Raw genomic sequence first — 26,133 nt, 5'->3', positions numbered from 1 at the left:
GACCCGGTCTTCACCGAGAGGGAGAAGCAGGTCTTCGCGGACGGCAGCGCCCTGGAGCGGCACGCCGTCACCGTCGGCGGGACGCAGATCAAGCTGCGGGAGGCCGAGCAGGTCGCCGACGGCATCGTCGCGAGGCTCGACGTCCACTCGGAGGATGTGGAGCGGTTCCGCATCGCTCTCTTGAACGAGCTGCGGGAGCGCCCGCAGGCGCTCCTCGCCTCCATTCCGCGCACTCCTGGGGAGTTGGAGAACGAAGAGGAGCCCGGTGCGGTGGGCGACGGCCTCCCGATGCGGTTCCTCGGTAAGGACGGCACCTGGCGACTGGCGAAGGTCAGGGCGCGGAACTTCGGCGACTACACGCGCTATGAGCACCGGCTCGAGGGGAAGATCACCGACCGGACCAGGACCACCGTGGGGCTCCACGAGACCAGTGTGTCCAGGCCGGTCGGCATGCCCGCCATCGGTTTCGGCAGTTATCCGGGTAGCGAGTTCACCGGCATGGGCGAGGCCAAATTCGTTGGTGGCTACAACCTGCTGACGCGCGAAACGGCGGAGAGCAACCGCTCGAGCGGGAGCCGCGAGGTGCGGGCCCTGGGCGACAGCCGTACCTACGCCAACCATCTGGTCGTCGACGCCGAGGTGTACGAGCAGGACGGGCACGGCCGCCTGGTCGCTCGGGCAACGGCGGGAGACTCGTCGCCGGGCGCGATCCGGCTGGGCGTGCGCTACGGCTTCCAGTGGAAGGTCCCTCACGGGATGGCGCGCCAGATGCCCGCAGGCCCCCTGGGGGTTCCGCGGGAGCTGCGCCTGCCGAAGAACGTGACGCCGGACCACGTGAGCGCCGACCAGTTCGCTCTGCCCCCGGTGGTGGTCAACCGGCTGCTGCGGGTGGTGCACGAGTACGGTGGCGTGGAGTTCGAGCATCTGGGCGCCAACGACATCCTCGATCTGCTCCCCTCGCTGCGCGAGATGATGGTGAATCTGACCCGCAGCAAGGGGCAGACCCGTCCCCTTCGCGCGGGAAACCGTGACGCGGGGTACTTCAGCTACTCACTGGAGTACGACCGCGGCACGGATGAGGAGCCCCGCCACTGGACGTTGCAGGACCTCTTCGACGACGACAAGACACGCGCCGTGGGCGACACGGGCACGGAAGTGAAGCGAACCCTGGGGGCCGGTAAGAGCGCCGCGCCCGCCGCTTTCGCCGGGCCGGTGTGGAACTATCCCGTCTTCCGTGCGGAGTTCGGGGTCGGCGGCACGTTCAGCACCAGCCGCACCGACGCCACTTCCCGCACGGTCTCGGGCAACCAGCGGACCGGCCTGGAGAACATCAAGGTCCACGCCCTGTACGACGTGCCCATGAGGGCGAAGGTCCGATACCACCCGCCGCGCGAGGTCGCCGGCCTCCCGCAGGACTACGATCCGGCGGAGCTCGAGCAGACTTTCCGGGCGCGCGCCCAGGTACGTGTTCCTTTCGACTACGCGCGGGAGTGGGGCGGTTGGGACGCGAACCTCAGGCCTGAGGTGGAGAACGGCGGTGCTCCGCCGGAGGGGCCGAAGCGGCTGCCGAGGGAGGTGCGCGAGCATCCGTTCGCGGCGATGGCCTATCAGAGGGGTCTGTTCGTCGCGGCCAAGGAGATCAGCGGCGGCCGGCCGCACCAGCCGCAGAGGAGCGGGGAGGAGCCGAAGCGCGGGCTGATGATTGCGTCTGCCAAGCGCCAGAGGCTGGCCGCTTCGCAGGGAGCGGAACCGGTGGGTGGGGCCGGTGCCTCGTCGTCGCGACGCAGCCCGAGCCGGGGTTCTGTGTCGCAGCCGCGGAGCGGGTGGAGCCGACTTCACAAACTCGCCTCCAGGATGAGCAGCCGCGGCATCGGCGGTGCCCACGCGACTCGGGAGTCGCCGGTGGAGGGCGCCGCCCCTGAGCCCCTCGAAGAGGAGCCGCTGGCGATCCAGATGGTGACGGCCCTTATCCGGGAGCTGGAGCGCCATCCGGACGAGAGGGTGAGGGCCATGGTCAGGGCCCAGCCTTCACGGATGCGGCGCGGAATCAACCGGGCGCATCACGGGGTCTCGCCCGCGCTGCGCACGTCCCGTGCGGCGGTGCGCAACGCGTCGCGGGAGGCGCGTTGGGGCATGCGCTCCGGGCTGCTCAAGTCCGGTGCGGCGGTGCGCAATCTGCGCCGTCAGGGCCGTGCCGGCTGGGCGGAGCTTCCCAGCCTGCCTTCCCCCGCCAAGGTGGAGGCCAAGCGGCGCTTCGACCGCGTGTACCGGGCGGCCGGCAGTGCGCGGCGGAACCGCGGGCGGCTGTCGGCCATGCTGTCGCCGGTGGCATTCGATCCGCGGATGCGTGTGATGTTCGACGGGCGGGACTACTACGTAGTCCTCTCCCGCCGCGGCCGTCTCGGGACGCAGAGCCTCGTTCTGGCGATCAGGGCCACGAAGTGGTCCGAGCCGCGCTGGGCGGGAGTGCGTCCGACCCAGAAGACCCGGGGCTGGAACAGCGGTTCCGGTGAGCACGGCACGAGCTCGCAGACCACTCAGTCGTGGTCGCTGGGCTTCGGCGGGGCAGCCGGCCCGAAGCTGGTGACTTCCTCGAACCGGATCGCCGGGGGGGCCATCGGGACCTACGGACACTCCCGCACCCGCGGAGGCGGGATCAGCATGAGGGCCGGAGTCGGCCACATGCTGGTGTCGGGCTCGCGGGTGCACAATTACGCCGTCGACATGGAGCTGGAGGCCGAGAGCTACTTCACCAAGGAGCCGATGGCGCTGCTGAGGCTGCTTTCGCGTTCGGCCTTCCGCAAGGGACCGCAGCGGAAGCGGCTGGGCAGCCCCGGGGGCGACGGCGTGCTGCGGTGGCAGGCCACTGCGCTCATCTCCCATCCGGATGCCCTCATGCCGGACAACCTGCGCACCGTGGGGGCTCCGGGTCCCGTACCGGAGGTACAGCACGGGCCGGCGTCGCCGCCGCTGGACTCGCAGCGGCTGCCGGATTCCGAGGCGCTGGCGCTGTTGAAGGATCTCCGCGAGCGCCCCGTGTCGGACCCGGAGCGCGTGCACCGCACCCATCTCTGGCTCGGCCACGAAAAGCTCCTGGCCGATCTCCTGGCGAAGCTTCTGGCGGAGATCTCGCCGAATGAGACCAGGTGGTCCCTGGAGTTCGGGGGCGGCACCGAACGCCAACGCGTGGAGAACCTCTTCACCGACGGCAAGTGGACTCGTCTTCTGGACGCCATGATTCGCGAGGGCGTGGACGTCACCCGCATTTACGTCAAGGGGCAATTCTTCGGGCGTGAAGCCGAGATCGAGCTGCACGCTTCGTCCATCGGCCACCGGGTCTGGGACGTGGTGGACGAGGGCCTGGATACCGAGCGGTTCAACACGAGCGACCTGACCGTGGAGAGCAGCAAGTCCAGCCAGCGCACCAGGGACCTTTCGGCGCGATTGACCGGAGCGGTCGGCATCAATGCGTCGTCGCCTGACAAGGTGCCGGGCACGCTCGTCGGCGGGCCCTCGGCGACCCTCTACAACAAGACCGTGGGCAAGGGCACGTCGAGCAGTCGGTCCGCCACGACGAACGACTCCGACATGCAGGGCGGTCGGCAGGTGCGTTCCACGTGGAAACGCACCGCCTACGTCGCTCAGGCCAGGATAAAGCCGGTTCATTCCGGTCCCGCCGGGGACACCGCCATCGCGGGGAGGGTGGTGGACAAGGAGCGGGCCGAGCTCTACGACTGGCGGGACGCCGAGAGGCTCGGGCTCGTGAGCAACGGCGGCCTGGGCAGGCTCAAGCGCCTGGATGAGATCGATCCCACCGCTGTCATGCGCCCGTTGACGAACGGCCCGCTCTTCGTGTCGGTACGGGGGGCGATCGACGCAGGCCCAGCCCTGCGCGAGTTCAGCCTGCGGCTGCAGGAGCAGGGATTGGGCCTGGTGCTGCCCGATTCGAGCATCAAGGACCTGGGCGGCGTGCGCGATTACCTGCGCGAGCTGCTGACCAACCCGAGTGCCGTCAGCGCCTTCTGGGACCAGCTCACCACCCCCGAGGGGATGCGGGTGCGGCAGTTCCGCAACGCGATCCGTGCCGCCGGCGAGTGGGGCCCGGTCAGCGGCGAGGTGTGGGTCCGCGTCGTTCGTGGCAAGCCCGAGGACGCGAAGCGGCGGCACCACCAGCTCTCCCACGAAAAGGAGGGCGGGTACGTCACCAAGGTTCAGAAGTCCCATCTGTACAAGCAGGTCAAGAGCCTGTTGTTCAACATGGTGGGCATTCCCAGCACCGCGTCGAACACGGACGACGGCACCCCCCAGGGACATCTGCTCGTCGGCAACCTGGCAGGGACCGTCGGCGCCCCCAAGACCAAGGCCGTCACCGACTCGCAGACGGAATACTTCATACCCGTGGGCACCAGCAATGGAGTGCACCACGAGTTCGATACGGGAGCGACGCTGGAGCTGGGCTACCGGCGCGATAACGGTGAGACCACCGTGGTGCTCGTCCCCGCCGGGCACGTCACGGAAATGTGGCCAGAGGCACTGCTCATGCTGGCGGATCCCGAAGCGGAGGAACCGGGGTCGGCGGCCTCCGAGCCGGCCGAAGGGGACCAGTCTGAACCGGCAGTTCCCGCGCCGCCGCCGATCACCGTCACTCAGGTGCCGAAGCGAGAGGAGTCGGGTCATGACGGGGGGCGCTGGGACGAGATGCTGCAGGACAAGAACGTCCTGGTGCTGCACGCGCCCAACGCCTTGCGGCTGAACGATGCCGCGCGCGCCGCGATCGACACCGCCATGGGCGCCTCCAGCCCCGGCATAACCGGTGTGAGCGTGCGCACGAGCTCCAGCACTTCGCCGGGAGCGCCCGGAACGGAGCCGTCCGCCCAGATCTCCGACTCCGCGCCGGACAAGGGGATTTCGTGGCGGCGCCGGGCCCTCAGGCACCTTGACCCCCGCGGGCGTGGGCGCGGCCACGGCACGCTGACCCGGCACGGCACCATGCCGGCCGCGGAGCTGGCCGTCGAGGGCAGCTCCCGCTTCCTGCGCTACAACAAATCGCCCTTGCTGAGCAAGAAGGGTTTCCAGTTCCTGCGGAAGCACGACGGGGCCGCCGTCGGCTCGGCCGTAGCGAGGGATGTCACGGCGCACTGGCGAACGGACGAGGCGGCCAAGCCGCGGGTCCTCTGGGCGACGGACGACATGGACTTCTACAACGAACGGCGCGGTGCGGAGTCCAAGGAAGGTAAGGAGGAGCTTTCCGGGCTCGACACCGGGGCCGCAGTCTCCATGCACCCGGCCTTCACGGGCGCCGACGGCAGCACCTTCCCCAGCGACAACGTGCCGATCGGAACCGGTGAGGTCGGCGGCGGCAAGACCGAGAACGTCACCGGCAACCAGAGCAGGAACGTGGAGGCGCCTGTCCGCAGGCTGGTCGTCGCCTTCCCCCGGGTGAGGCAGGAGGTGCGGGCCGAGGTCAAGAACAGCCGGCTGAAGCGGCTCACCGGCGCCGTTCACGGGTTCTTCAGGGGATACCCGCAGTCCCCCGAGCGCGGGGAGCGGACCGCCGCGTCCTTCACCTCCGGTGAGGACCTCGTCGCCCTTGTCCCGGAGGAGCTCGCGCGTGAGCACGACCTCATCGGCAGTCAGAACTTCCCGCAGGAGCTGACCGACGCCTTCGACCACGTCAAGGACCTGAACGCGCGGTCCGGCACGGCATGGCAGGCGCACAACGCCGCCGTGATCCGCGTGGAGCGCGACTACGAGGATCTCTACAGCCTGTTGAGCGATGCGGCCGACCCGACCGCACAGGGCGACGCCCTCGTCCGCCGCTACCAGGGGGCCGTGCGGCGGCTGACCGCCCATCTGAAGGACCTGGCCCGCGAACGCGACGTCTACGAGCGGCTGACCGGGGAGTTCATCAAGGCCAAGCGGGCCGCCCAGCGGCAGCTCGCCTGGTACCAGCAAGAGCCGGGCCTCCGCCGTGAGTCGGAGAAGCCGGCCCCGTACATCCCGGATGCCTCCGACGGCGGCCTCGCCGCACACCAGCACTTCGTCGCCGACCCGGGCGAGGCCGGGGACCTGGACCATCCGTCCGCCGGGCCGTCCGCGTACGAGAAGCAGCCCCGCCGCCCGCTCCATCGGAACCGGAAGGCGCAGCGGCTGGCCACGCAGGCCGCCTCGCCCGGCGGCATCTTCCCCGGACCCGTACCGGGCGAACACGGGTGGCTGCGCGAGGAGTTCAAGGCAGACGGCCTCCGGCAGGAGCTGTCCGGCAAGCGGGCCGAACTCGCCCAGGCGCAGGCCGAGAGGAACGAGGACCACGCCACGCTGGTCCGCGGCGAGATCGCCTACCTGCGCAACGCGCTGGCCGCGGCGGTCGAGACGAGCCGCCGCATGCGCGAAGCGATCGACGGGCAAGTGGAGAAGCTGAAAAACGCCGAGGAGGTCTCGGAGCAGGCCGGCGCGCAGGACGCGGCCCGCTTCGCCCGCGACTCCGCCGAGATCCTCGGCAACGGCGGCTCGCTCGACGTGCGCAAGGACGAGGTCGACGAGCTCGCCAAGGAACTCGCCCGCGCCGATGCGGCACTGAAGGAGCCGTCGCCCCAGCCCACTTCCCACAAGCTGCAAAAGCGCGGGCACGACATCCTTCGCCTGCGGCCCATCACGGAGGAGGAGAGGCCGCAACTCCAGGAGCGGCGGCAGCGGTTGGCCGACGAGTGGCACACGGCCCGGGTCCGGCAGGCGGTGGCCGACTTCGCCGAGAAGGAGCTGCCGGCACCGACCGCCTTCCCCGCGACACGTCCGACCAGGGACCTCTCCGAGGCCGAGCGGCGGGCCATCGCACTGAACGAGGCGCTGGAGTCGCCGGCCCGCGGCGACGTGGAGTGGGACGGCGGTGCGGACCGGACCATCAGCCGCTATGTGACTCTGGGCGGCGTCGTCTACGACGTACACGACCCGCACGACGCCCAGCACCCGGAGACGACGGAGGGCGAGGGCCTGCCGCTGTCCCTGGCCGACGGCCTGTCCGCTTTGCACGACCTCGGCCGGTACACCGGCGACCACTACGAGCACGGCACTCCGCAGGAGCGCGCCCGCGCGGTGCGCGAGGCGCTCGCCGAGCAGTTGCGTCGGCGGCCGGGGCTCGCGGACTCCTGGTTCGGCCCCGAAGGGGGCGATGTCTTCACCGCCGAGGAGCTGCGCGAAGCGGGTGTGGAACTGGAGCGCCCGCACCAGCTCCAGTTCGAGCAGGATGGCGTGCTGAACGAGAATGTGCGGCTGACCCCCGAGAAGCGGGCGGAGCTGCTGGCCCGTCAGCTCCTGCGAGCCGGGAACGCGGAAGTCCGCGGCGTGAAGGAGGCCGGACATGACAACGCCGCCTCCGACTACCTGCCGCAGCTCTTCGCCCTGTTGCACGACGTCGACGTCACTGTGGTGCTCCCAGGCCAGGGCGAGTTCGTCTACTACCCGGACGGCCTGGACCCCGACGGGCCGAAGCCCGAGCTTGGTCGCCCCAACGTCCGTCTGCTCCTGGACGGCGACACGTTCAAGGCGCTGATCCCGCGCGAGCTGCGCGCCCCGGCGGACGTCGAGCAGCCGCTCCCCGAGGACGAAGCGGGGCAGGCCGATTCCGACTCCGAGTGGGAGGACGTACCGGACGACTGGGAGTCGGAGACCTCCGGCGACGACGACGCGAACAGCGAAGCCGACCAGGATGGCAGGCCCAGCCAGATCGGCGGGGCCAGTGGCAGCGGCCGGAGCGGGCAGAGCGGCCCGACCGGCTGGTCCGCTCCTGTCGACAATGAACTCGCCCCACAGGACGAATCGTTCGCCCCGACGCCGACGCCGACGCCGACGCCGACGCCGACGCCGACGCCGACGGACGACGTCCACGACGTGGACGACAGCCACGATGAATGGGCCACGCTCCGGACCACCGAGCAGCAGGACGAGCAGTTGGCGGTCCGGAAGCTGGACGCGCTCCCCACACCGGACGACGAGTCCGTGCTGCACGCCCTCACCGCGGTCGCGGAAGACCAGACCGCGGCCCTGGCCAGGCACCCCTGGCCTGCTGGCACGCAGGAACTGCGCGATCTGGTCGCCGACCGGCTCGACGAGGACCGGGAGCGGGCGGAGTCCCCGCAGTTGTACTGGCCCAAGCTCCGCCGGCTCTCCGTCCCCGGCGCCGATGCACCCATCCTGACGGAGACCGACGGCCAACGCATCGACAGGATCGAGGAGATACGGAACGGCGGAGACTCTGACGGTAACGACTGGCTCACCCTCGCAGCAGCCGCCGCGGTGCTCGGTGTGCGAGTGAACGTGTTGCTGCCCGGGGGCGGCGATCCGTGGCAGGCCGGCCCTGAAGGCGGCCGGGCGGTGTTCCTCCTGCACCTGCCGGAGAGCGGGCCGCACTACGGCCACTGGGCCGGCACCGGCACCACTTCTCCTCAGGACAGCTCTGCCCAGAGCCGGCCCACCCAGGCCACCCAGGCCACCCCGCCCACCCAGGCCACCCCGCCCACCCAGAACAGCGCGGACCCGAACAGCTTCACCTGGAGCAGCTTCGTTCAGAACGGCTTCGACAAGAGCGGCTCCGTTCCTGACGGCTTCACCTGGGGCAGCCCGGGCCGTCCCACCACCACGGACGTGACCGCGGCACGGAGCGCACCCGCCGGACCCGCCGCACCGGCCGCTTCGGAGCCCGCCAAGCCCGCCAAGCCCGTCGAGACCTTCTTCCGCCTCGACACGCGTCCTGCGGAGGTGCCCTCCGGCGAAGCGTCGGACGACGACGCTTCCCCGGCCGGCGGGCCGTCGACTTCCTTGCCCTTCAGGTCGGCTGTGGCTCCCGCCATGCCGGGCCTGGAGTATTCGTCCGACGAGTCCGAGCCCGAGACCGAGTACAGCGGAACGCACGGGGATGGAGACAGCGGGACGCAGCCCCCGAGTGCTGTGTCGGTGTATGCGGAGTCGGTGGCCGAGCGGTCGTCTCTCGGTCAGTCACGGCAGAGTGCGGTGTCGGCGTTTGCGCGGGGCGGGGCGGCGGGGTTGTCCCACTCCGGTTTCTCCGGTCAGCGGTCTGATTCCGGGCCGGAGCGGGCCGGTGCGTCTGAGGTTGGTATCGGTGCGGTGCCGCCTGGGCGTACGCATGTTTCCGTTCGTCTCGGGCCCCAGTCGACGGCGTCTGAGTCTTCCCGGTCCGTCATGATGATGGCGCCTCCGGCTGGGCCCGCGGGCACGCTGGCTGCCCCGGCCGGGGGGATGTCCGGTACTGCTCCGGCCGCTTCCGGTCAGCAGCTTTCTGTCGATGATGTGACGCGTTTGCTGATGTCTGCCGGGACCTCCGTGGCGGGGCGGTCTTCGGCTCCGCAGGGGCGTATCTGGATGAGCGAACATGTGCAGCGTGTCATGCCCTGGCTTGTGGGCCGCTACGTGATCGACCAGAGCGGCAAGGTCGAGTGGGTGGACCACATTTCCGGCAGCATGCCCGACTCGTTGCATGAGTTGGGGTATGTGCTCGGGGCGGACAGGGCTGACGAGCGCGGAGTGTTGCTCGGTGGCCAGAGGTTGAACGGGTATGACCTTCCGACGCTGCTGGAGAACCATCCAGATCTGGCGCATCTGCCTCTGGACGACACCACGGGCGAGCGGATCATCGACCCCGACGCCCTGGCCGCGGTGCTGGAGGTCGACCGCCCGGTGATGGAGGAGCTCGACCGCCGTGCCGGCCGAGGTGAAACCGTGCCGATCATCCTGGCGATCCCGCAATCGGCGGAAGCCATGGACCTTGCGTTCAAGCTCGCTGACGCTTTCCAACGGCAGGTGCTGATCCCGACCAGCCATTGGCACCTGCAACGCGACGAGAGCGGTTTTGGGCACCTCCTCGCGCTGAACGACACCGGCCAGTCCGAGCCTCTCGGCGGCTGGGTGCCGGTCGACCCGAACTCGAACAGGCAGCAGCGCCAGCCGCAATTGCTCTGGGATGTGGACGACAATGCATTCTGGGACACCGCAATCCGCCGCTGGCCGCTGGTGGACCTCAAAGGCCAGGTCCCCTGGTGGTCCGGCAGCATGTTCCTACCCCGTGAGGACAATCGGCGTCTCACTGAGCTGTACTCCCGGTCGATGGCGCATTACGACACGATGTGGCAGCTCATCCCCAAACCCGCGGGGTACCCGGACGAGGCGGACCTCCTCACGGCCCGTCCGGTGTCGATGAAGCACCCCTTCCCGTTCTTCAACGTCCAGGTCCACGGAGGGCCGGGCGAGGTCTACTTCCCCCACCACGGGAAGTTGGTTGTGGACGTGCCCACAGCCGCCCTCGTCATCGCCAACTTGCCGGAGGTGCTCGCGCTGCCGGAGGACTTCTGGCTCTACCTCAACGTCTGCTACAGCGCTGACGCGGGTGTCCCGAAGCGGCCATACAACGCCCGCTTGCCAGTTGAGCCTGTCGACGACCCCCTGGAGCAGTTGCCATTCGGGCAGCTGGAGGCCACCTTGACCGGGCGCTGGGTCATCGCACACCACCACGCAACGGGTACCAACGACGGGAGTTTTTTCGCGATGACCACTGTCGGTGGTCAACCGGGATACCCCGTCGTCTACAAGCCGGAGCCGCTGGACGAGCTGGGTGATCTGGCGCGGAAGGTGGGCCTGCACAGTGGGCCCGGGGATGTCCCGGGGGAGACACAGAAGCTGATGAGGCGGCTGGTGCTGGCGTTGCGGCACCAGTTCACCTACCGCGTCGAGGACGAGCGTGACGCGTGGATCAAGAAGCTGCGGGGGATCGCCGTGCTGGCGCGGATGGGTGGCACTGCGGGGGTGCCCGGCTCCTTCCGGCTGGAATTGTGGGACCTGGTCGCCGACCACATCGCCGCGAAGGAGGGCACCGGACGGACGCAGGACCACTATGAGGCCGCTCTCAATATGGCCCTGGCCGGCGATCCGAATGCTTCGCTGATCGGCGCGTTCTCCGACCGGGCGGTTCAGCTTGCCTTGGAGGGCATCAGCGACCGGGCGGACGGTGCTGCGCAGTTCGTCCGGACGGTGCTCCGTAGCCGGCCCGGCTCCTTGCTGGACGAGGCGGACGTCGCGCGGGCTTTCTGGCGCTTCGTTGAGGCGGGGCAAGCGCTGCGCAGAATCCCGGATGGCGGGGGCCGCGCCCTGCTCCACACCGACGAGCAGATGTCGCCAAAGACGTTGCAGACAAGGCTGGTGAGGCTGATCGCTCAGGCCAAGGCAGCTCGCCGAGCCACCCGGAACGTTCAATTCGGTGCGTTCGACCTGGAGCGGCGTGGGGCGTTCCAGCAGCGTTTGGACGTGAGGGACCACAACGGCGGTTCGGCCTACGGGTTCAAATGGACCAGTGATCCGCTGATCATCGGGATCGACATGACGAAGGTCTTCTGGGCGGACCGGCCCGGGGGGCCGGTCGTCGGCGCAGAGCACGCGCCGTGGGTCGTCAAGGACCAGAACGGCGATCCGCAGGGCACCGACACGTATGTGATCCCTCTTGACGTGCGAGGCGGCGGCGAGATGGTCATGCAGCTGCCTGGTGATAAGGCGATCCCGGTGACCGGTTACGAGCTCTTCGAACTTCTGGCGAACGCCGAGTTGGAACGAATCCTCGATGTTGAAGTACCGCTTGTGTTCCTGGTCTCTGGGCTCGAACACTCGATCGCTCCGTTGGCGCAGCGATACCACAACTACACGGGGCGAATGGCTTATTTCCTCCCAGGGCGTTTCGAGATCCGTGACAATCCCGGTGATTTGCTGACGCCAGGGAAGATCGTGATGCTCCGTGGCCCCGGTGCCACGAACCCGAACTGGGTCTCGACGTACTGGCAAGCGCAGCACATATCTGCTCCGCCACCGCCCGTACTCCCCAAGCACCTCAGCGGGTCGCAGGGCTCGCTGGGCCGACCCATCCAACCGGGCAGCAGCACCGGAGGCGGAGGTGGAACGCAGGGCCACGGGGGTGGGGCCAGTGGGGCGCATTTCATGGCAGGCGATCCCTCTGCTTCGATGGGCTCCGACAACTTCGACCAGCTACAAGACGGCGGCTCGAGCCCACGCACAGAAGCTCACCAAGGCAACCCTGATGTGTGGATGGGCGGCATGGATGATGCTTTCGAAAATAGGTTGAAAGCCGTCCCGGCCGACGACGACTCCGCAACGCTCTACAACGACGAGAGCCCATCGGCCACTTCCGGGGCCGACATCTCCCCGCACGATGATGCGGACGACGGCCTCGTCGAGTACCGCGAGCTGTCGACTTTCCCGAGGAGCAGGTCGGCTGATATTTCGGCCCTCTCCATGCCATCTGCCTCGCAGACCGGCTCGGATCCCTCGTCCGACGAGTCGGACGTGGAGTCCGGCTCCCATGAGTCCGTGTTCGACAAGAGCGAGTTCAGCGACTTCAGCGACCGCGGGTTCGATGTCGGCCCGGAGGGATCTGGCAAGGAACCGGTAGAAGCGTCGCTGACGCAGGAGCCGTTGTCGTCCGGCGAGTTGGGCAAAACCCATGGGCCGGTGACGGGTTCGGCTCCCCCGAGTGCTGTGTCGGTGTATACGCAGACGATGGCGGCGCGGTCGTCTCTCGCAGAGCCGGACCAGGCCCCGGATGTGCGGCATCTTCCGGGCGCAGCTTTCGAGGAGAGCGCGGTATCGGCGTATGGACAGCATGGCCCGGCTGCGCTCTCCCGCTTCTCCGCATCTTCCGGGCAGGCAGTCCAGTGGGCGGGACAGGCTGGTTCGTCTTCGGCCGGTGCCGGAATGCTGCCGCCGGGGAGCACGCATGCCTTCGCCGTGCTCGAGTCCGTATCGTGGGCGCCCCCGGCTGCATCTCCTGCGGCGACGCCAGCCCCGCCCGCCGCGGGGCCGTCCAGCACCGCCTTGGCCGCACCGGGTCACCGGCCTGTGGTCAACGCGGCGACGCATCCGCTGCTGGCGGACGAGACGTCTGTAACGGGACAGTCCAAGGACCGCCCGCAGGGGCGTAGCTGGCTGGTTGAAGGTGTGCAGCGCGTCATGCCGTGGCGGATGTCCCGTTATGTGATGGAGAACGGCCGGCCCAAGAAGGTGTCCGACATCCCCGCCGGCATGACGGTGTCGTGGCCGTCCACGGCGTATACGGTCGCGGCGAGGCATGCCAATCGCCATGGACTGTTGATCGGCGGTCAGGGGCAGATGGACGGCAAGGGCCGTCAGATGCTGAACGGGCATCAGCTGTTGGAGCCGCTGGAGCAGCACCCGGATCTGGCGCATCTTCCTCAGGACCCGGGCACCGGTGCGCGGGTCATGGATCCCCAGACCCTGGCCGATGTGCTGGCTGACGACCCGAAGTTGCGGGACCTGCCGAAGGACACGCCAGTGCTGCTGGTGATCCCGAATGCGGCGGTCGAGAACATCGACCTTGCGTATGCGGTCGCCGACGCTCTCGACAACCACCCTCAACTGGGGCGCGATGACGCTGCTCGACAGCGGGGCGACGCCGGCAGGCAGGTGTGGATTCCCGCCAGTGACTGGCGCCTGCTACGCAACGGGACCCGTCGCGAGCACCTCCTCGGGCTGAACGACACCGGTGAGTCCGCACCGGTCGGCGGCTGGGTGGCGATCGACCCGAACCCGAATCGGAAGCCGCGCGTACGGCGCCACCACAAGGCGCTGGACGACGGCTTCGTATTCACCGAGGTCCGCGGCAGGCCGCTCGTGCACTACAACAAGCGGACCGGCACTATGTTCACGTCAGGCGACGACGAGCCGCGCCGACGGGACAAGCTCGCCCAGGCGCTGCAGGAGTTCACCACGACGGCGTACACCGTTGCCAAACCCGCCGGGTACCAGGGGGATTTCAACCTCGCCCTGACGTCGATGACGTATCCCTTCCCGTTCTTCACTATCGGCGCCCACGGGGTGCCTGGTGGAGCCATGTTCGTCACCCCCGAGGGCCGGACGGTGTGGGTGGACGCCCCGACAGCCGCTTTCATCATCGCCGCTTTGCGGGAGGTGAGGGAGCTGCCGAAGGGCTTCTGGATCTATCTCTCCGTCTGCTACGCCGCCACAGCGGGCGACCCGAACCGGCGACAGGCGCCCGCACGTCTGCCGGTGCCGCCCGTCGACGACCCCCTGGAGGGGAATTCGCTCGGGCAGTTGACGTCCGATATGACCGACCGCGGGGTCGTTGGTCACACCCATGTCACCGGTGCCAACGACGGGGTTTTCACGGAGTTTTCCACCGCCGCCGGGCACCTGGGACGCACTGTCATCCACCTGCCGTCGGGGCGGCCCGAAAAGCTGAAGAAGCTGGCGCGGGAGGCGGGCCTGTACAGCGGGCCCGGGGACGTCCCGGATGCGGTAATGAAGCTGACGAGGCGCCTGGTACTGGCGCTGCGCGAGGTGTTCGGCCCCTTCGTCGAGGGCGACCCGGACAACCAGGTCGACCAGGACGCCTACAACAAAAAGCTGCGAGACATCGCCGCGCTGGCGAAGATGTTCAACAACTCCCCGCTGCCCAGATTCACCCCCTTCCGGATGGAGCTGTTGAAACACGTCGCCCGCGCACTCGCCGGCCCGAACGTGACCGAGTTGACGGAGAACCACTATGAGGCCGCATTCGAGGAGGCATTGCGGCTTCTGAACGCGGACCCGGGGGCCTCTCTGACCAAGGAGTTCCTCGACCAGTCGCAGAGCAGCGCCTTCGGGTACCTGCACCGCGGTGGCGAGGACCTTGTCCGGAAGGTGATCGGCCGGCGGGCCGACGAGCAGCTCTCTCCGGCGGACACCCCGAAGGCATACTGGGCCCTGGTCCGGGGGGATGAGATCGAGCGCACCCTGCCGCCGAGCGATCGGGAGGCCAGGTTCCGCGCTGCATTCCACACCGATCGGCAGGTCTCCCCAGCGGAGCAGCGGAACAGGCTGACCGAACTGAGGGCCATGACCTCCGCGGCCGGCAGCGACCCCTCGAATGACGCCGTAATCGGGGCGCTCGACCTGGTGAAGCGCGATGCGTATCGCCGGCATTGGCAGACGCCGACCGGGGCCGGATTCAACTGGGCCGGTACACCGCTGCCCAACGGCATCGACATGACGAAGGTGTTCTGGGTGGGGCCCGGCGGGCTTCGCGAAGACACCGCGCCGTGGATCGCCACGGGCCAGGACGGCAATCCGCGTTCCGCCTACGGGATCCCCTTCGAGACGGGAAGCATGGGCGAGAGGGTCGTGCATCTGCCCAGCGGCGGTGCCGTCGCGACGAACGACGCCGAAATCTTCGAACTACTGGTGAACGCTCCGCCAGAGCCGCGCATCGGTATGGAAATACCGCTGGTGTTCCTGGTCTCCCGCCTCGGAATCCCGGGCTCGCAGCTGCCACAGCGGTACTCCAACTTCACGGCCCGGGTCAGTTGGGTCTTCACCGGACTGATCGAGGTCCGTCCGCACCCCACCGACCCGCAGGCGCCGGGGCAGATCCTGCTGCATCCCGGACCCGGTGACCCGAACCCAACCTGGCGCCCGCTGCATTGGCAATCGCCGATAGTGACTCCACCACCGCCGCTCCAGATACCCGGCTACCTTCACCAGCCGCAGGGCACCTCGCAGTCCGGCCAGTCCGGTCAGCCGGGCAGCAGCACCGGAGGCGGAGGCGGAACGCAGGGTCAGGGGGGTGCCGTCAGTTGGGCGCATCCCGACGTACGGGAGCCCTCAGCCGACGACGTCGACGACGAATCGGCCGACTCGCCCCGCATCACCGAGCAGCAGGCCGACCGGTTGCGAGTCCTGGGGCTGGAGCCGCTCTATGTCCTGGCCGGCCGCGACGGCGTGCTGCACGCCCTCAACTCCGACTCCGTAGCGGCACACCAGACCGCGGCGCTGGCAAATCACCGCTGGCCGGCCGACGGACAGCAGCTGCGCGATCTGGTCGCCGACCGGCTCGCCGAGGACCTGAAGCGGGATCCGTCCCGGCAGTTGTACTGGCGGCCCCGGCTCGACCGGTTCACCGTTCCCGGGGCCGATGGACCCGCACAGGTGCCGACCGACGCCCAGCGCGAGGCAGGCATCCAAGAGGTACGGACGGGCGAAGGCCCGGACGGCACCGACTGGTTCACCCTCGCGGCCGCCGCCGCGGTGCTCGGCCTGCGAGTGAACGTACTGCGGCCTGAAGGCGAGGAGTGGCAGACCGGCCACGACAGAGGCCGGAACGTGTTCCTCCTGCAACTGCCGGAGAGCAGGCCGCACCATAGCCATTGGGCCGGCACCGGCTCCCCGCAGGACAGCCCTGCCCAGAGCCGGCCCACCCAGGGCAGCGCGGGCGCCCTCGCCGCACCGGCCGCACCGGCGGTGGAGACGTTCTTCCGCGCCGAGACGCGCACTCCGGGGGTCTCCTCCGACGAGCGGGCGGACGATGCCGTCATAGGGCATCGCGAGCGGCCGACTTCCCCGAGGAGTGAATCGGAGTCCGCGGGTTGGGCACCCGTACCGGTGCATTCCGCGGTGTCGGCGTACGCGGAGCGCCGGGCGGCGAAGTCCTTCGGCTCCTCCGGCCGGCCACATCCAGTCGATGCGGCGACGCATCCGCTGCTGGCGGCCGGGACCTCTGTGAGCGGAGAATCCCGGGCTGCGCAGGGGCGTAGCTGGATGATCGATCGGGTGCCGAGCATCGTGCTGTCGCGGGTGGGCCGGTACGTGATCGGTGCGGACGGTGAGCCCCGGTGGGTGGACCACATTCGCGGCAGCATGCCCAAGTCGTTGCCGGCCTCGGCGTATGTGCTCGGGGCGGAGGCGGAGACGGTCGACGATCGCGGGCGCGGGCTGTTGATCAGCGGCCGGATACTGAACGGGGAGGAGCTGCCGGCTCCGCTGGAGGACCACCCGGATCTGGCGCATCTGCCTAGGGACTCCTCCGGTGCGCGGATCATGGGTCCCGAGGCCCTCGCCGAGGTGTTGCAGGCCGACGAGAACTTGGCGGAGCTGCCCCAGGACGTGCCGGTGGCGCTGGCGATCCCGCACCTGGCGATGAAGAACAGGGCGTTCGCCCGCGTGCTCGCCAATGCGCTTCGCAGGCGGGTGCTGGTTCCCACCAGTCACTGGAGCCTGCGTCCTGAGGAGGGCGGACAGGGTCACATCGCTGCGCTGAACGACACGGGTGAGTCCGCGCCGGTCGGTGGCTGGGAGCCGGTCGACCCGAACCCGGACCTGGACCCGCTCGAAGAACGCTTCGTCGAGACGTTGGACGGTGACGTGATCCCGGTCGCCGATCTCTTCCACAGGCCCTGGGTGAATCACGAAGGCGACGCCCCCGAGGTGTCCGGCATCACGTACGGGCCGGACGAGGACGACGGGCGCCTGGATGAGTTCGACGGCCGGTCGATGGCGAACTACACCAGGCTGGTCCACCTGATCCCCGCACCGGCGGGGTACTCGAAGGACTACGTGTTCCGCCAGGTGGCGGTCGATTACGGTGTCCGGTCGTTGGGAGTCACCACCCACGGGCGGCCGGGGGGAGCGGAGTTCGTCACCCGCCAGGGCCGGATAGTGCGTCTGGGTGCTCGGCAAGCCGCTGACGTCCTCGGGGCCTCGCCCGAGGTGACCTCGCTGGCGAAGGACGACTGGATCTTTCTCAAGGTCTGCTACAGCGCCACGGCGGGCGATCCGAGTGGTAATTACACCCCCCGTCTGCCGGTGCAGCCTGTCGACGACCCTCTGGGAGAGGACCGGCCGCTGGGGAAGCGGGTGGCCACCAAGAGCAGGCACTGGCTCTTCGCACACACCCAGCCCACCGGTTCGAGTAGGAAAGGGCACTTCGTAGAGGTGGCCACTGCCGCCGGTCAACTGGGGCACCCGGAGGTCTACAAGCCGGATCCGCTGGACGAGGAACTGGACGAACTGGCGCGGAAGGCGGGCCTGCGCGGCCGGCCCGGGGCCGACCCGCAGCCGCTGAGGGAGCTGATGGGGCGCCTGGTGTGGGCGCTGGAGCTGAAGTTCGGCGCCTTCGTCGAGGACGACCCGAATAACGAGGCCGACCAGAAGGCGTACGTGCAGAAGCTGCGGGGCATCGCCGCGCTGGCGATGATGCACCGCAACTCGGGGCTGCCCGGCCCCTTCAGGATGGAGGTCTGGGATGCGGCAGCCCGCCACGTCGCCGGGCGGACCGCCACCCACCCGACGCGGGCCCACTATCGAATCGCCCTCGTCAAAGCCCTGCAGCACCTGAACGCCAAACGAAGCATCAAGTTGACCGAGGCCTTCCCCGACCCGGCGATCGACGAGGCCTTCAGGAAACTCCGAGCAGGCGGTGCGGGCCTTGTGCGGCGGCTGCTCGACCTGCCGGATAACAACGCTCCGATACTTCAGGACGACATCTCGCGCGTCTTGTGGGGCATGGCCGAGGCGGAGCGAGAGCTGGGCGCGACGCCCGACAGCGGTCTGGAGGCCAAGGGCCGTGCCTACCTCCACACCGATGAGCAGTTGGCCCCGGACGAGTGGCGGGCGCGGATCTCGGAACTGATGTCCAAGGCCGCCGCAACACGCCGAATCTCCCATGACGTTCAATTCCGCGTGTTCGACCTGGAGCAGCGCGGGGCGTACGAGCAGCACTGGAGGGTGGCGGACGGAAAGGGCAACCTTACGGCCCTGGGGTACCTCTGGGGCGGCACGCCGGTGGCCAACGGCATCGATACGACGAAGGTGTTCTGGGCAGACAGGCCCGGCGGGCCCATCGTCGGATCAGAGGAACCTCCGTGGGGCGCCAAGGACCAGAACGGCACTCGGACCGCGGTGTACGCGATCCACATCGAGATGCGAAGCAACGGTGAGGCAGTCCTGCATCTGCCTGGTGATGATCCCGTCACGGTGACCCATGACGAGATCTTCGAACTGCTGGTGAACGCCGAGCTGGAGCGAATCCTCGATGTTCGGATACCGCTCGTGCCCCTGGTCACCGGCTCCGGAAGCTCACTCCCACAACTGGCGGAGCGGTACTCCAACTACACAGGCCGGATCGCCAGGTTCTACACCGGACTGAGCGAGATCCGTCCGCACCCCGACGATCCGCAGGCACTGGCGCAGATCGTGCTGATTCGCGACCCCGACACACAGAAGCCGGTCTGGGACCAGTCGATCTGGCAACCGCCGCAAAACCTTTCTCAGCCGCCACAGCTCCGCATACCCGACTACGTTCGCCAGTCGCAGCGCACCTCGCAGCCGGCCCGGCCCGGCCAACGGGGCAGCCACGACGGCGGCCGAACCGCGGATACAGTCCACCCCTCCGCCTCGACGTCCTCCACCCCGGGGGCTTCCCGTCCCGCGGCGGACACGCCTGGCCCTCGCCTTGACCCGGCCGTAGACGAGGTCAAGACCTTCTTCGGAGCCAACCCGCATCCGAAGCGCTCCTCGGGCAATGAGGCGGACGGCACTCGGGGTTCGTCCACGCCGGCTCCGCAAGCCAGTGAGCGAGCGCCTCTGGCGGATTCCTCCGACTCCGAGTCGGACGGCGACGCTTCCCCGGTCGGTGATCCGGACGCACGGTCGCGTGGTCCCGTGCCGACGGGAGGGGCGTCCGCGCTCACCGGCTTCGAGGACGGGTACGAGGCCGACAGCGACGGGTACGAGGCCGACACCGAGTGGGAGGAGGAGTTCCCCGAAGACCCGCAAGACTCCCCGCACGTCACACACGCCGCGGACTCGGCCGGCCTCTCGGGCGACGAGAGCCCGTCGGCCCCCGTCCACATCGAAGCAGAAGCCGTCCCGGCCGACGACGACTCCGCAACCCTCTACACCTCCGAGACCGACGTCGTCACCCTTGTCGACTCAAGCGGCCGAGCTGAGTGGGGGCAGGTCTCTTCCCAGTTGAGGAGGTCGGCTGCGGCTTCGGGTTCGTCCATGCCGAACCTTGAGACGCCGTCCGCCGAGTTGGATGCCGCGGCCGAGTTCGACGAGAGCGAGTACAGCGTTGACGAGCGTGAGGGCGATGACGCCCCCGCGGTGTCCGGCAACGGTGTGGCGGTGCCGAAGAGGCGGTTCCAAGAGACGCTGCTGGTGGCCGAGTTGAACCCTGACGGTAAGCGAGTCTGGGTCGGGCGGGATCCCTCGGGCCGGCTGGTAGGGGGCCGGTTGGTGCCGGGACGGGTTCGCACGTATCGCGGTGGCGTGCGGCAGAAGGCGAAGGAGCGTTCTGCGCCGTGGGGTGAGGTGGCGTATTTCCTGCCTGTTGACTTCGATGAGAACGGTGCCCCGCTCGTCAACGGCCGCCCGAGGGATATCTCGAGCTTGCGGCAGAGGATCGCCGACGACGAGGCGTTGAGCAGGCTGGATGCCCTGGCGGGCAAGAGGGTGCCGGTGGTGCTGGTGGGTCGGGGCGGTGCCTCGGGGCTCCGCTCGCCTGCACGGTTCCTCGCCGATGGTCTGGATCGTAAGGTCTGGGCGCACACCCGGCACGGGGTGCTGGCGGAAGACAACGGCGAACACTTCGTGAGCAGCATCGTCGGCGAGGACCCGGACAGTCCGTATGGGGACTGGGCTGGGATCGAGCCGATACCCGAGTCCGATCAGCCGTCTGTCCGGGATCCTTGGATCAGGCTGCTGAATGGCAGGCGGGTCCGGGCGCACCAGGTGCGGACCCGGCTGGTGGTCGGACCCGACGGTAAGCCTTTCGGCCGGGAGTCGGTCAAGGCCGAATCCTGGTTGGGCGAGCGGGAGCTGCGCGGTTACCTGGGCCGCAAGGTGATCAAGCACATCACCTTTACCGCCGAGAGCCAGAAGGAGCTGTTCAGCGAGACGCTTTCTTCGTCGCCAGGGGAGTACGTATTCGGCGCACACTCCGTCCCCGGAAAGGTGCTGCTGGTCGTCGATATCGATGGGGCTGAGAGGGAAGAGTGGGTCAGCGACAAGGAGGCTGCCCGGTTTGTGGCCAGCCTGCCTGAGGTGGCTGCATTGCGGGCTAAGCGGGCGCGGAACGAGCTGCCGCGGGATTTCAAGGTGCACGCCGTGGCCTGCTATGGCGCCAGCGCTGCGGACCCCCACCGTCCGATGAATCTTGTGCCGCATCGGCCGATGCCCTGGGTGGATGACCCGTTGGCCACCGTGTCGTTCGTCCAGCGCCTGGCCAAATGGGGCTTGCCCGCCATCGGCAGTCCCCTTGTCGCCCTGACCGACGGCATGGTTGTGCACTCTGCTGATGGCGGTTGGGGTGGTTTGGTTGCCGCCGATGCGGAGCCGGGGCGGGAGAAGCTGGCGGAGTTGGCGGGGATTGCGGGGTTGCACGCGGGGGGCGGTGAGGTGCCGCTGACTGTGCTGAAGCAGGCCCAGCGGCTGGCTCGTGCGCTGCATATCGTCGATGAAAATGTCGAGCAGGACAGTGCCAGGTATAACGAACTGTTCGCTGGGATGGGTGCCTTGGAGCTCTCGCGGGCCGACGACTTGGATCTGGCAGGGCTCGGTTCGTTCCGTATGGAGTTCTTGTGCCTGCTGGCTGGTGGTGATCCGGACAGTGAGCTGAATCTGGACGTGGTCGAGAAGGTGGTGAAGGCCGTTCGTGAGTGGGTGAAGGGCGGCCGGAGCGCAGGTATTACGACTGCCGTCGACTCGTGGCCGACCGCGCACGGCCGTCGCGGCCTCGGCCTGCTGCGGGAGACTGTTGCCGAGCTCACCCGGGCGGGCGACGGCTTGGTGCGCGACATCCTCGGCATGAAGAACCGTGCTCGGGTGGAGCGTGCGGATCGGGCCCGTGTGCTGTGGGCGGGGGTTCGTACCCGCATAAGGATGGCCGAACTGTCCGAACTGCCCGCGGATGAGGTCGAGGCGCTGGCGCGCCGCGTGCTGCATCAGTCCGACGCGGAGCAGGGCGATGTGAGGCGGCTGGAGCGGCGGATATGGCAGGCCGCCGCCCACGGCTGGAACATTCGGAACGCCGACGAGTTCGGTGCCTTCGACCTCTGGAAACGCGGCGCCTTCGGTGAGTCGCGGCGCATCCGCGCCGGCGGCGAACTGAACGGCTTCAACTTCACCGATCAGGATCTTCCCAACGGCGTGGATACGAAGACTGTCGTCCAGGGCGACGGGTCGGTTCTGGACGCTCCGTGGGAGGACGATCGTTTCGAGAACGCACACCTCGTGTATCTCAAACGAGCCGCGCGGCCGGGCTACTTCGGCCTGCACCTGGACGGCGAGGACGAGGTGTACGCGACCGAAGGCGAGCTTCTGGCCTTGCTGAAGGTCAACCCCGACTGGTGGCAGATGCCCGAACCCTACAAGGGGCCGGTTGCCTTCGTTGTCACCGGCGAGGGCGGCAGGACGATGCCGATCCTGCAGGACCTCCACCACCACAACGGCCGTACCACCTACCTCTGGACGGGCACAGCCGAGCTCTCCCGGAGCGACGACGACAACGCCGACTCCGACTCGCCGTACACCATCGTGCTCGGAACGGCCGGTCACTGGGAGAAGACCCCCTGGACGCCTCCCGCGGCCGACGCATCGGCTGCATCCTCGCCGGTGCGTCCGGCGCCGGAGGCTTCCGCCTCTGAGGACGGGGAACTGTCCGAGCCCGACTACGACTCGTCCGGTGCTCAGATGGACGTCTCCTCCGAGTATGCGTCCGATGACGACTTTGAGCCGGACGACGATGGTTCCCAGAGCAATGAGTCGTCGCCCTCCCGGATTGCGGCGGTCATGAGGCGCCCAGCCTGGTTGCCCAGTTGGGGTGCCGCTGCCTCCGCGCCGGCCCGACAGGCTGACCCGGAGGCTTCCTCCGAGGAGTCCGAGTCCGAGTCCGAGTCCGAGGATAGTTTCGACTCCAGCGACTCTGATTCGAGCGCCCGTGAGTTCAGTGAGAGTGAGGACACCGGCTCCGACAGCGACGGCGGGTCTGATGACGACCTGGAGGTGCCGGGCAGCGGCCTTGCCATGCGGGACCTGACTGAACTGTCGCTGCTGACGGCGGAGCTGAGCGGTGGGGCCGGTGGGCCGGAATTGGTGTCTGTGGGGCGGAATCTCACGGGTCGGTCGGTGGGCCAGGTGGTTCCGGGCCGGCAGCTCCACTTCGAGGTCCGTGATGGTGTGCGGGAGACGAAGCAGGACGACCCCGCGCCGTGGGGGGAGCTGGCGTACGTCCTAGCAGTTGACTTCGATGAGGAGGGTGCCCCGCTCGTCGCGGGCCTCCCGGTGGGCGCTTCGGTTTTGCGGCAACGGGTCGAGGACGACCCGGTGTTGAGCGAGTTGGACGCGCGGGCGGGCAAGCGGGTGCCGGTGGTGCTGGCGGGGCGGGGTGGTGCATCGGGGTTCTATTCGCCGGCGCTACGCCTCGCCGACGGCCTGGATCGAATGGTCTGGGCGCACACGCTGGGCGAGGGGTTGATCGAAGACAACGGTGAATACTTCCTGGGCACCGTCGACCAGGACCCGGAGCGCCCGTACGGGGACTGGGCGAGGCTGAAGCCGAGAAGCGTCAAGTCGCGTGTCCGGAACGTCAGGCTCACGGCACGGGATGGCACCCGGTTCTGGTCGAGCCAGGTGGAGACCAAGCTTGTGGTCGCATCCGACGCTGCGCCGTTCGGGCGGGATTCGACCGAGGAGATGTACGAAAGCCGCCGCAGCGAGGAGCAGCTGCGCGGCTACCGGGACCGTACCGAGACCGAGCACATCACCCTCACTGCTGCCGGCAAGCAGACGCTGCGCCGCGAGGGGCGCACCCCGACTCCGGCGGTGTTCGCCTTCTCCGTACACGGCCTTCCCGGGTTGGTGTCGCTCCGCGTCCGTGTCGACGGGCGGCTCCGGACGCTGCAGGTCGACGGCGAGGAGGGCGGCCGGTACGTGGACAGCCTGCCCGAGGTGGCTGCCGCGCGTGAGAAGGCCGAGCGGGGCGAACTGCCGCCGGAATTCCGGGTGCTGCTTCCGGTCTGCTACGGCTCCTCGGCCGGTTCGCGTGTGCGCAATCAGAGCGAGCACGTTCCGGTGCCTCCGGTGCACGATCCGCTGCGCTTCGTTTCCTTCGCTCAACATGTCGCCAACTGGACCAGGTTGGCCGCCGAGGGCGACACCCACGTCGCCTACGTCTCCGGCCAGGTCGTCCATCTGCCCGACGGTAGCGGTGCTCGTACGACCTCCAAGCCGGAGCCGAGGGAGGACGAACTACCCGGACTGGCACGGCGCTTGGGCCTGGACGGGCCGAACGGCCGGGTGCCGCGCAGCGCCTTGAAGACGACCCGGGTGCTGGAGCGTGCGCTGCGCCGGGTCTTCGGCGACGATGTCGTGGACGACCCTGAGTACGGCGAACTGCTCGCAGGCATCGGTGCGTTGGAGCGAATGCGGGCCAACGACACGGCACTGGCCGGTATCATTCCGTTGTTCCTCATGGAGCTGTGGAGTCTTCTGGCCCGGCGGGTGGCTGGTGGCGAACCGGACAAGGCCGCGTACCGGAAGGTCCTGGACGCCGCCCGCGAGCAGGTGGGCGTCGACCGGAACGCCGGCCTCACCACCGCTCCTGGCCCGCGGCTGGGCACGGGCGGCGCTCCGGACACCTTGCGGGTCACCATCCACCTGCTTGACCAGGGCGGGGCGGAGACGGTGCGCGACGTGCTGCGGCTGTCATCCTTCGACTCGGCCCTGACCCGTACGCGATTGACCCGTGCGGCGAGGGCACTGATCGGTGCCGACCAGGCCATGTCGGCACTGTCCGCCGCGGGCGCCGAGGCGCTGGGCCGCCAGGCACTCCACCTGCCCGACGGGACACACTGGGACGTGGCCAAGAGGGACGCCCTGCGGTCCCTGATGGCTAAGGCGATCGCCGCGCACCGTAACGTGGACGATCCCGACGAACTGGGCGCCCTCGACCTGGAACTCCGCGGCGCCTATGACCCGTCCCTGCGCCTGCCCGAGCAGTCCGGCATGCGGATGGGCTTCAACTGGGGTGGCAAGCCGCTGCCCGGCGGGGTGGACTTGCGCCGTACGTTCACCGTCGAGCCCGGTGGCCGGAGCGCACCGCGGCAGGAGCCGGCGCCGTGGGCACAAAAGGGCAGCACAGCGCCGTACGCGTTCCCCGCGGGCTGGAACGCCGACACCGGCAGGTTCGTGCTGCACCTGCCCGGCGGGCCGGTGCAGCCGACCGAGGGTGAGCTGCTGGCGCTGCTCAAGGTCAACCCCGACTGGAAGATCCGGCAGATCTCCGCACCCGTGGTCCTCCTGATCTCCGGGCGCGGGCACGGAGCCTCGCCGCTGCCGCAGCGGTTCTCCGACCACACCGGCCGCGACACCTACCTCTGGACCGGTGACACCAAGCTGATCCAGGGCGCCGGTACGCGTGCACCCCGCCATATCGCGCTGCTGCCCGAACCGGAGACGAACACCGGCGGGCGCTGGAAGAGGACCACCTGGAAGGGAGCGAAGACCTCCGGCTCCTCCGCTGACTCGGGCTCCACGCAGGCGGCTTCCCCGGCAGTGGGGGGCACGCGGAGCCTTGCGCGGGGGTCGGCCGCAGAAGCGGACTTCTCCCCGCACAGTGCTGTGTATGGCGCGCTCGATGACCCCGTGCCGTCGACTTCCGGGTTGAGCAGGTCTGATACCGCTGCTACGGATTCCGGGTCCGCCGTCTCGGACGCCGAGTCCGAGTCGAGCGAGAAGTCCGGTTCCGTCTCCGGCGACGTTGCATTCAACGAGCGTGATTCCAGCGTGAGTTCTGCTTCCAGCGACGGCAGGTACGATGCCGGCTCGGAGGCGTCCGGCCAGAAGCAGGTGGAGTTGTCGCCATCTCAGGAGACGTCGCCTGAGGGCAAGTCGGGTGGTCCGGCTCCTATGAGTGCGGTGTCGGCGTATGCGCGAGCCCGGATGGCGGCGGCGCCATCGTCTGCCGGCCGGCCGCTGGCACAGCGGTATTCCAACTACACGGCGCGGATCGCTTGGTTCTACACCGGAGAGAGCGAGATCCGTCCACACCCCACCGATGCGCGGGCGCCAGGGCAGGTTCTGGTGTGGCCCGGCACGAGGGGCAACGTGGGCCTCTGGTACCCGACTATCTGGCAACCGCCGCAGACGCCTCCTCTGCCGGCACCGCCCCGAATACCCCACTACCTACGCCGGGCGCAGGGCACCTCGCAGCCGGGCCAGTCCGGCCGGACTGGCAGCAGCACTGGAGGCGGAGGATCGAGGGTGCCCTGA

Annotated in this window: 1 protein-coding gene (only partly in view); it reads left to right on the top strand. The window is 68.9% G+C overall.

What is annotated here, in order from left to right:
• Positions 1–26,133 carry the 3' portion of a lonely Cys domain-containing protein gene (locus ACWGI6_RS09890; RefSeq protein ID WP_453267013.1) on the top strand. Its footprint begins 15,846 nt before the window's first position, so 26,133 of the gene's 41,979 nt are visible here — the last part of the coding sequence; its start codon lies off the left edge, out of view; the stop codon is at positions 26,131–26,133.

Source organism: Streptomyces sp. NPDC054786, from assembly GCF_053611685.1.
This window is presented reverse-complemented; position numbering and strand designations above follow the sequence as displayed.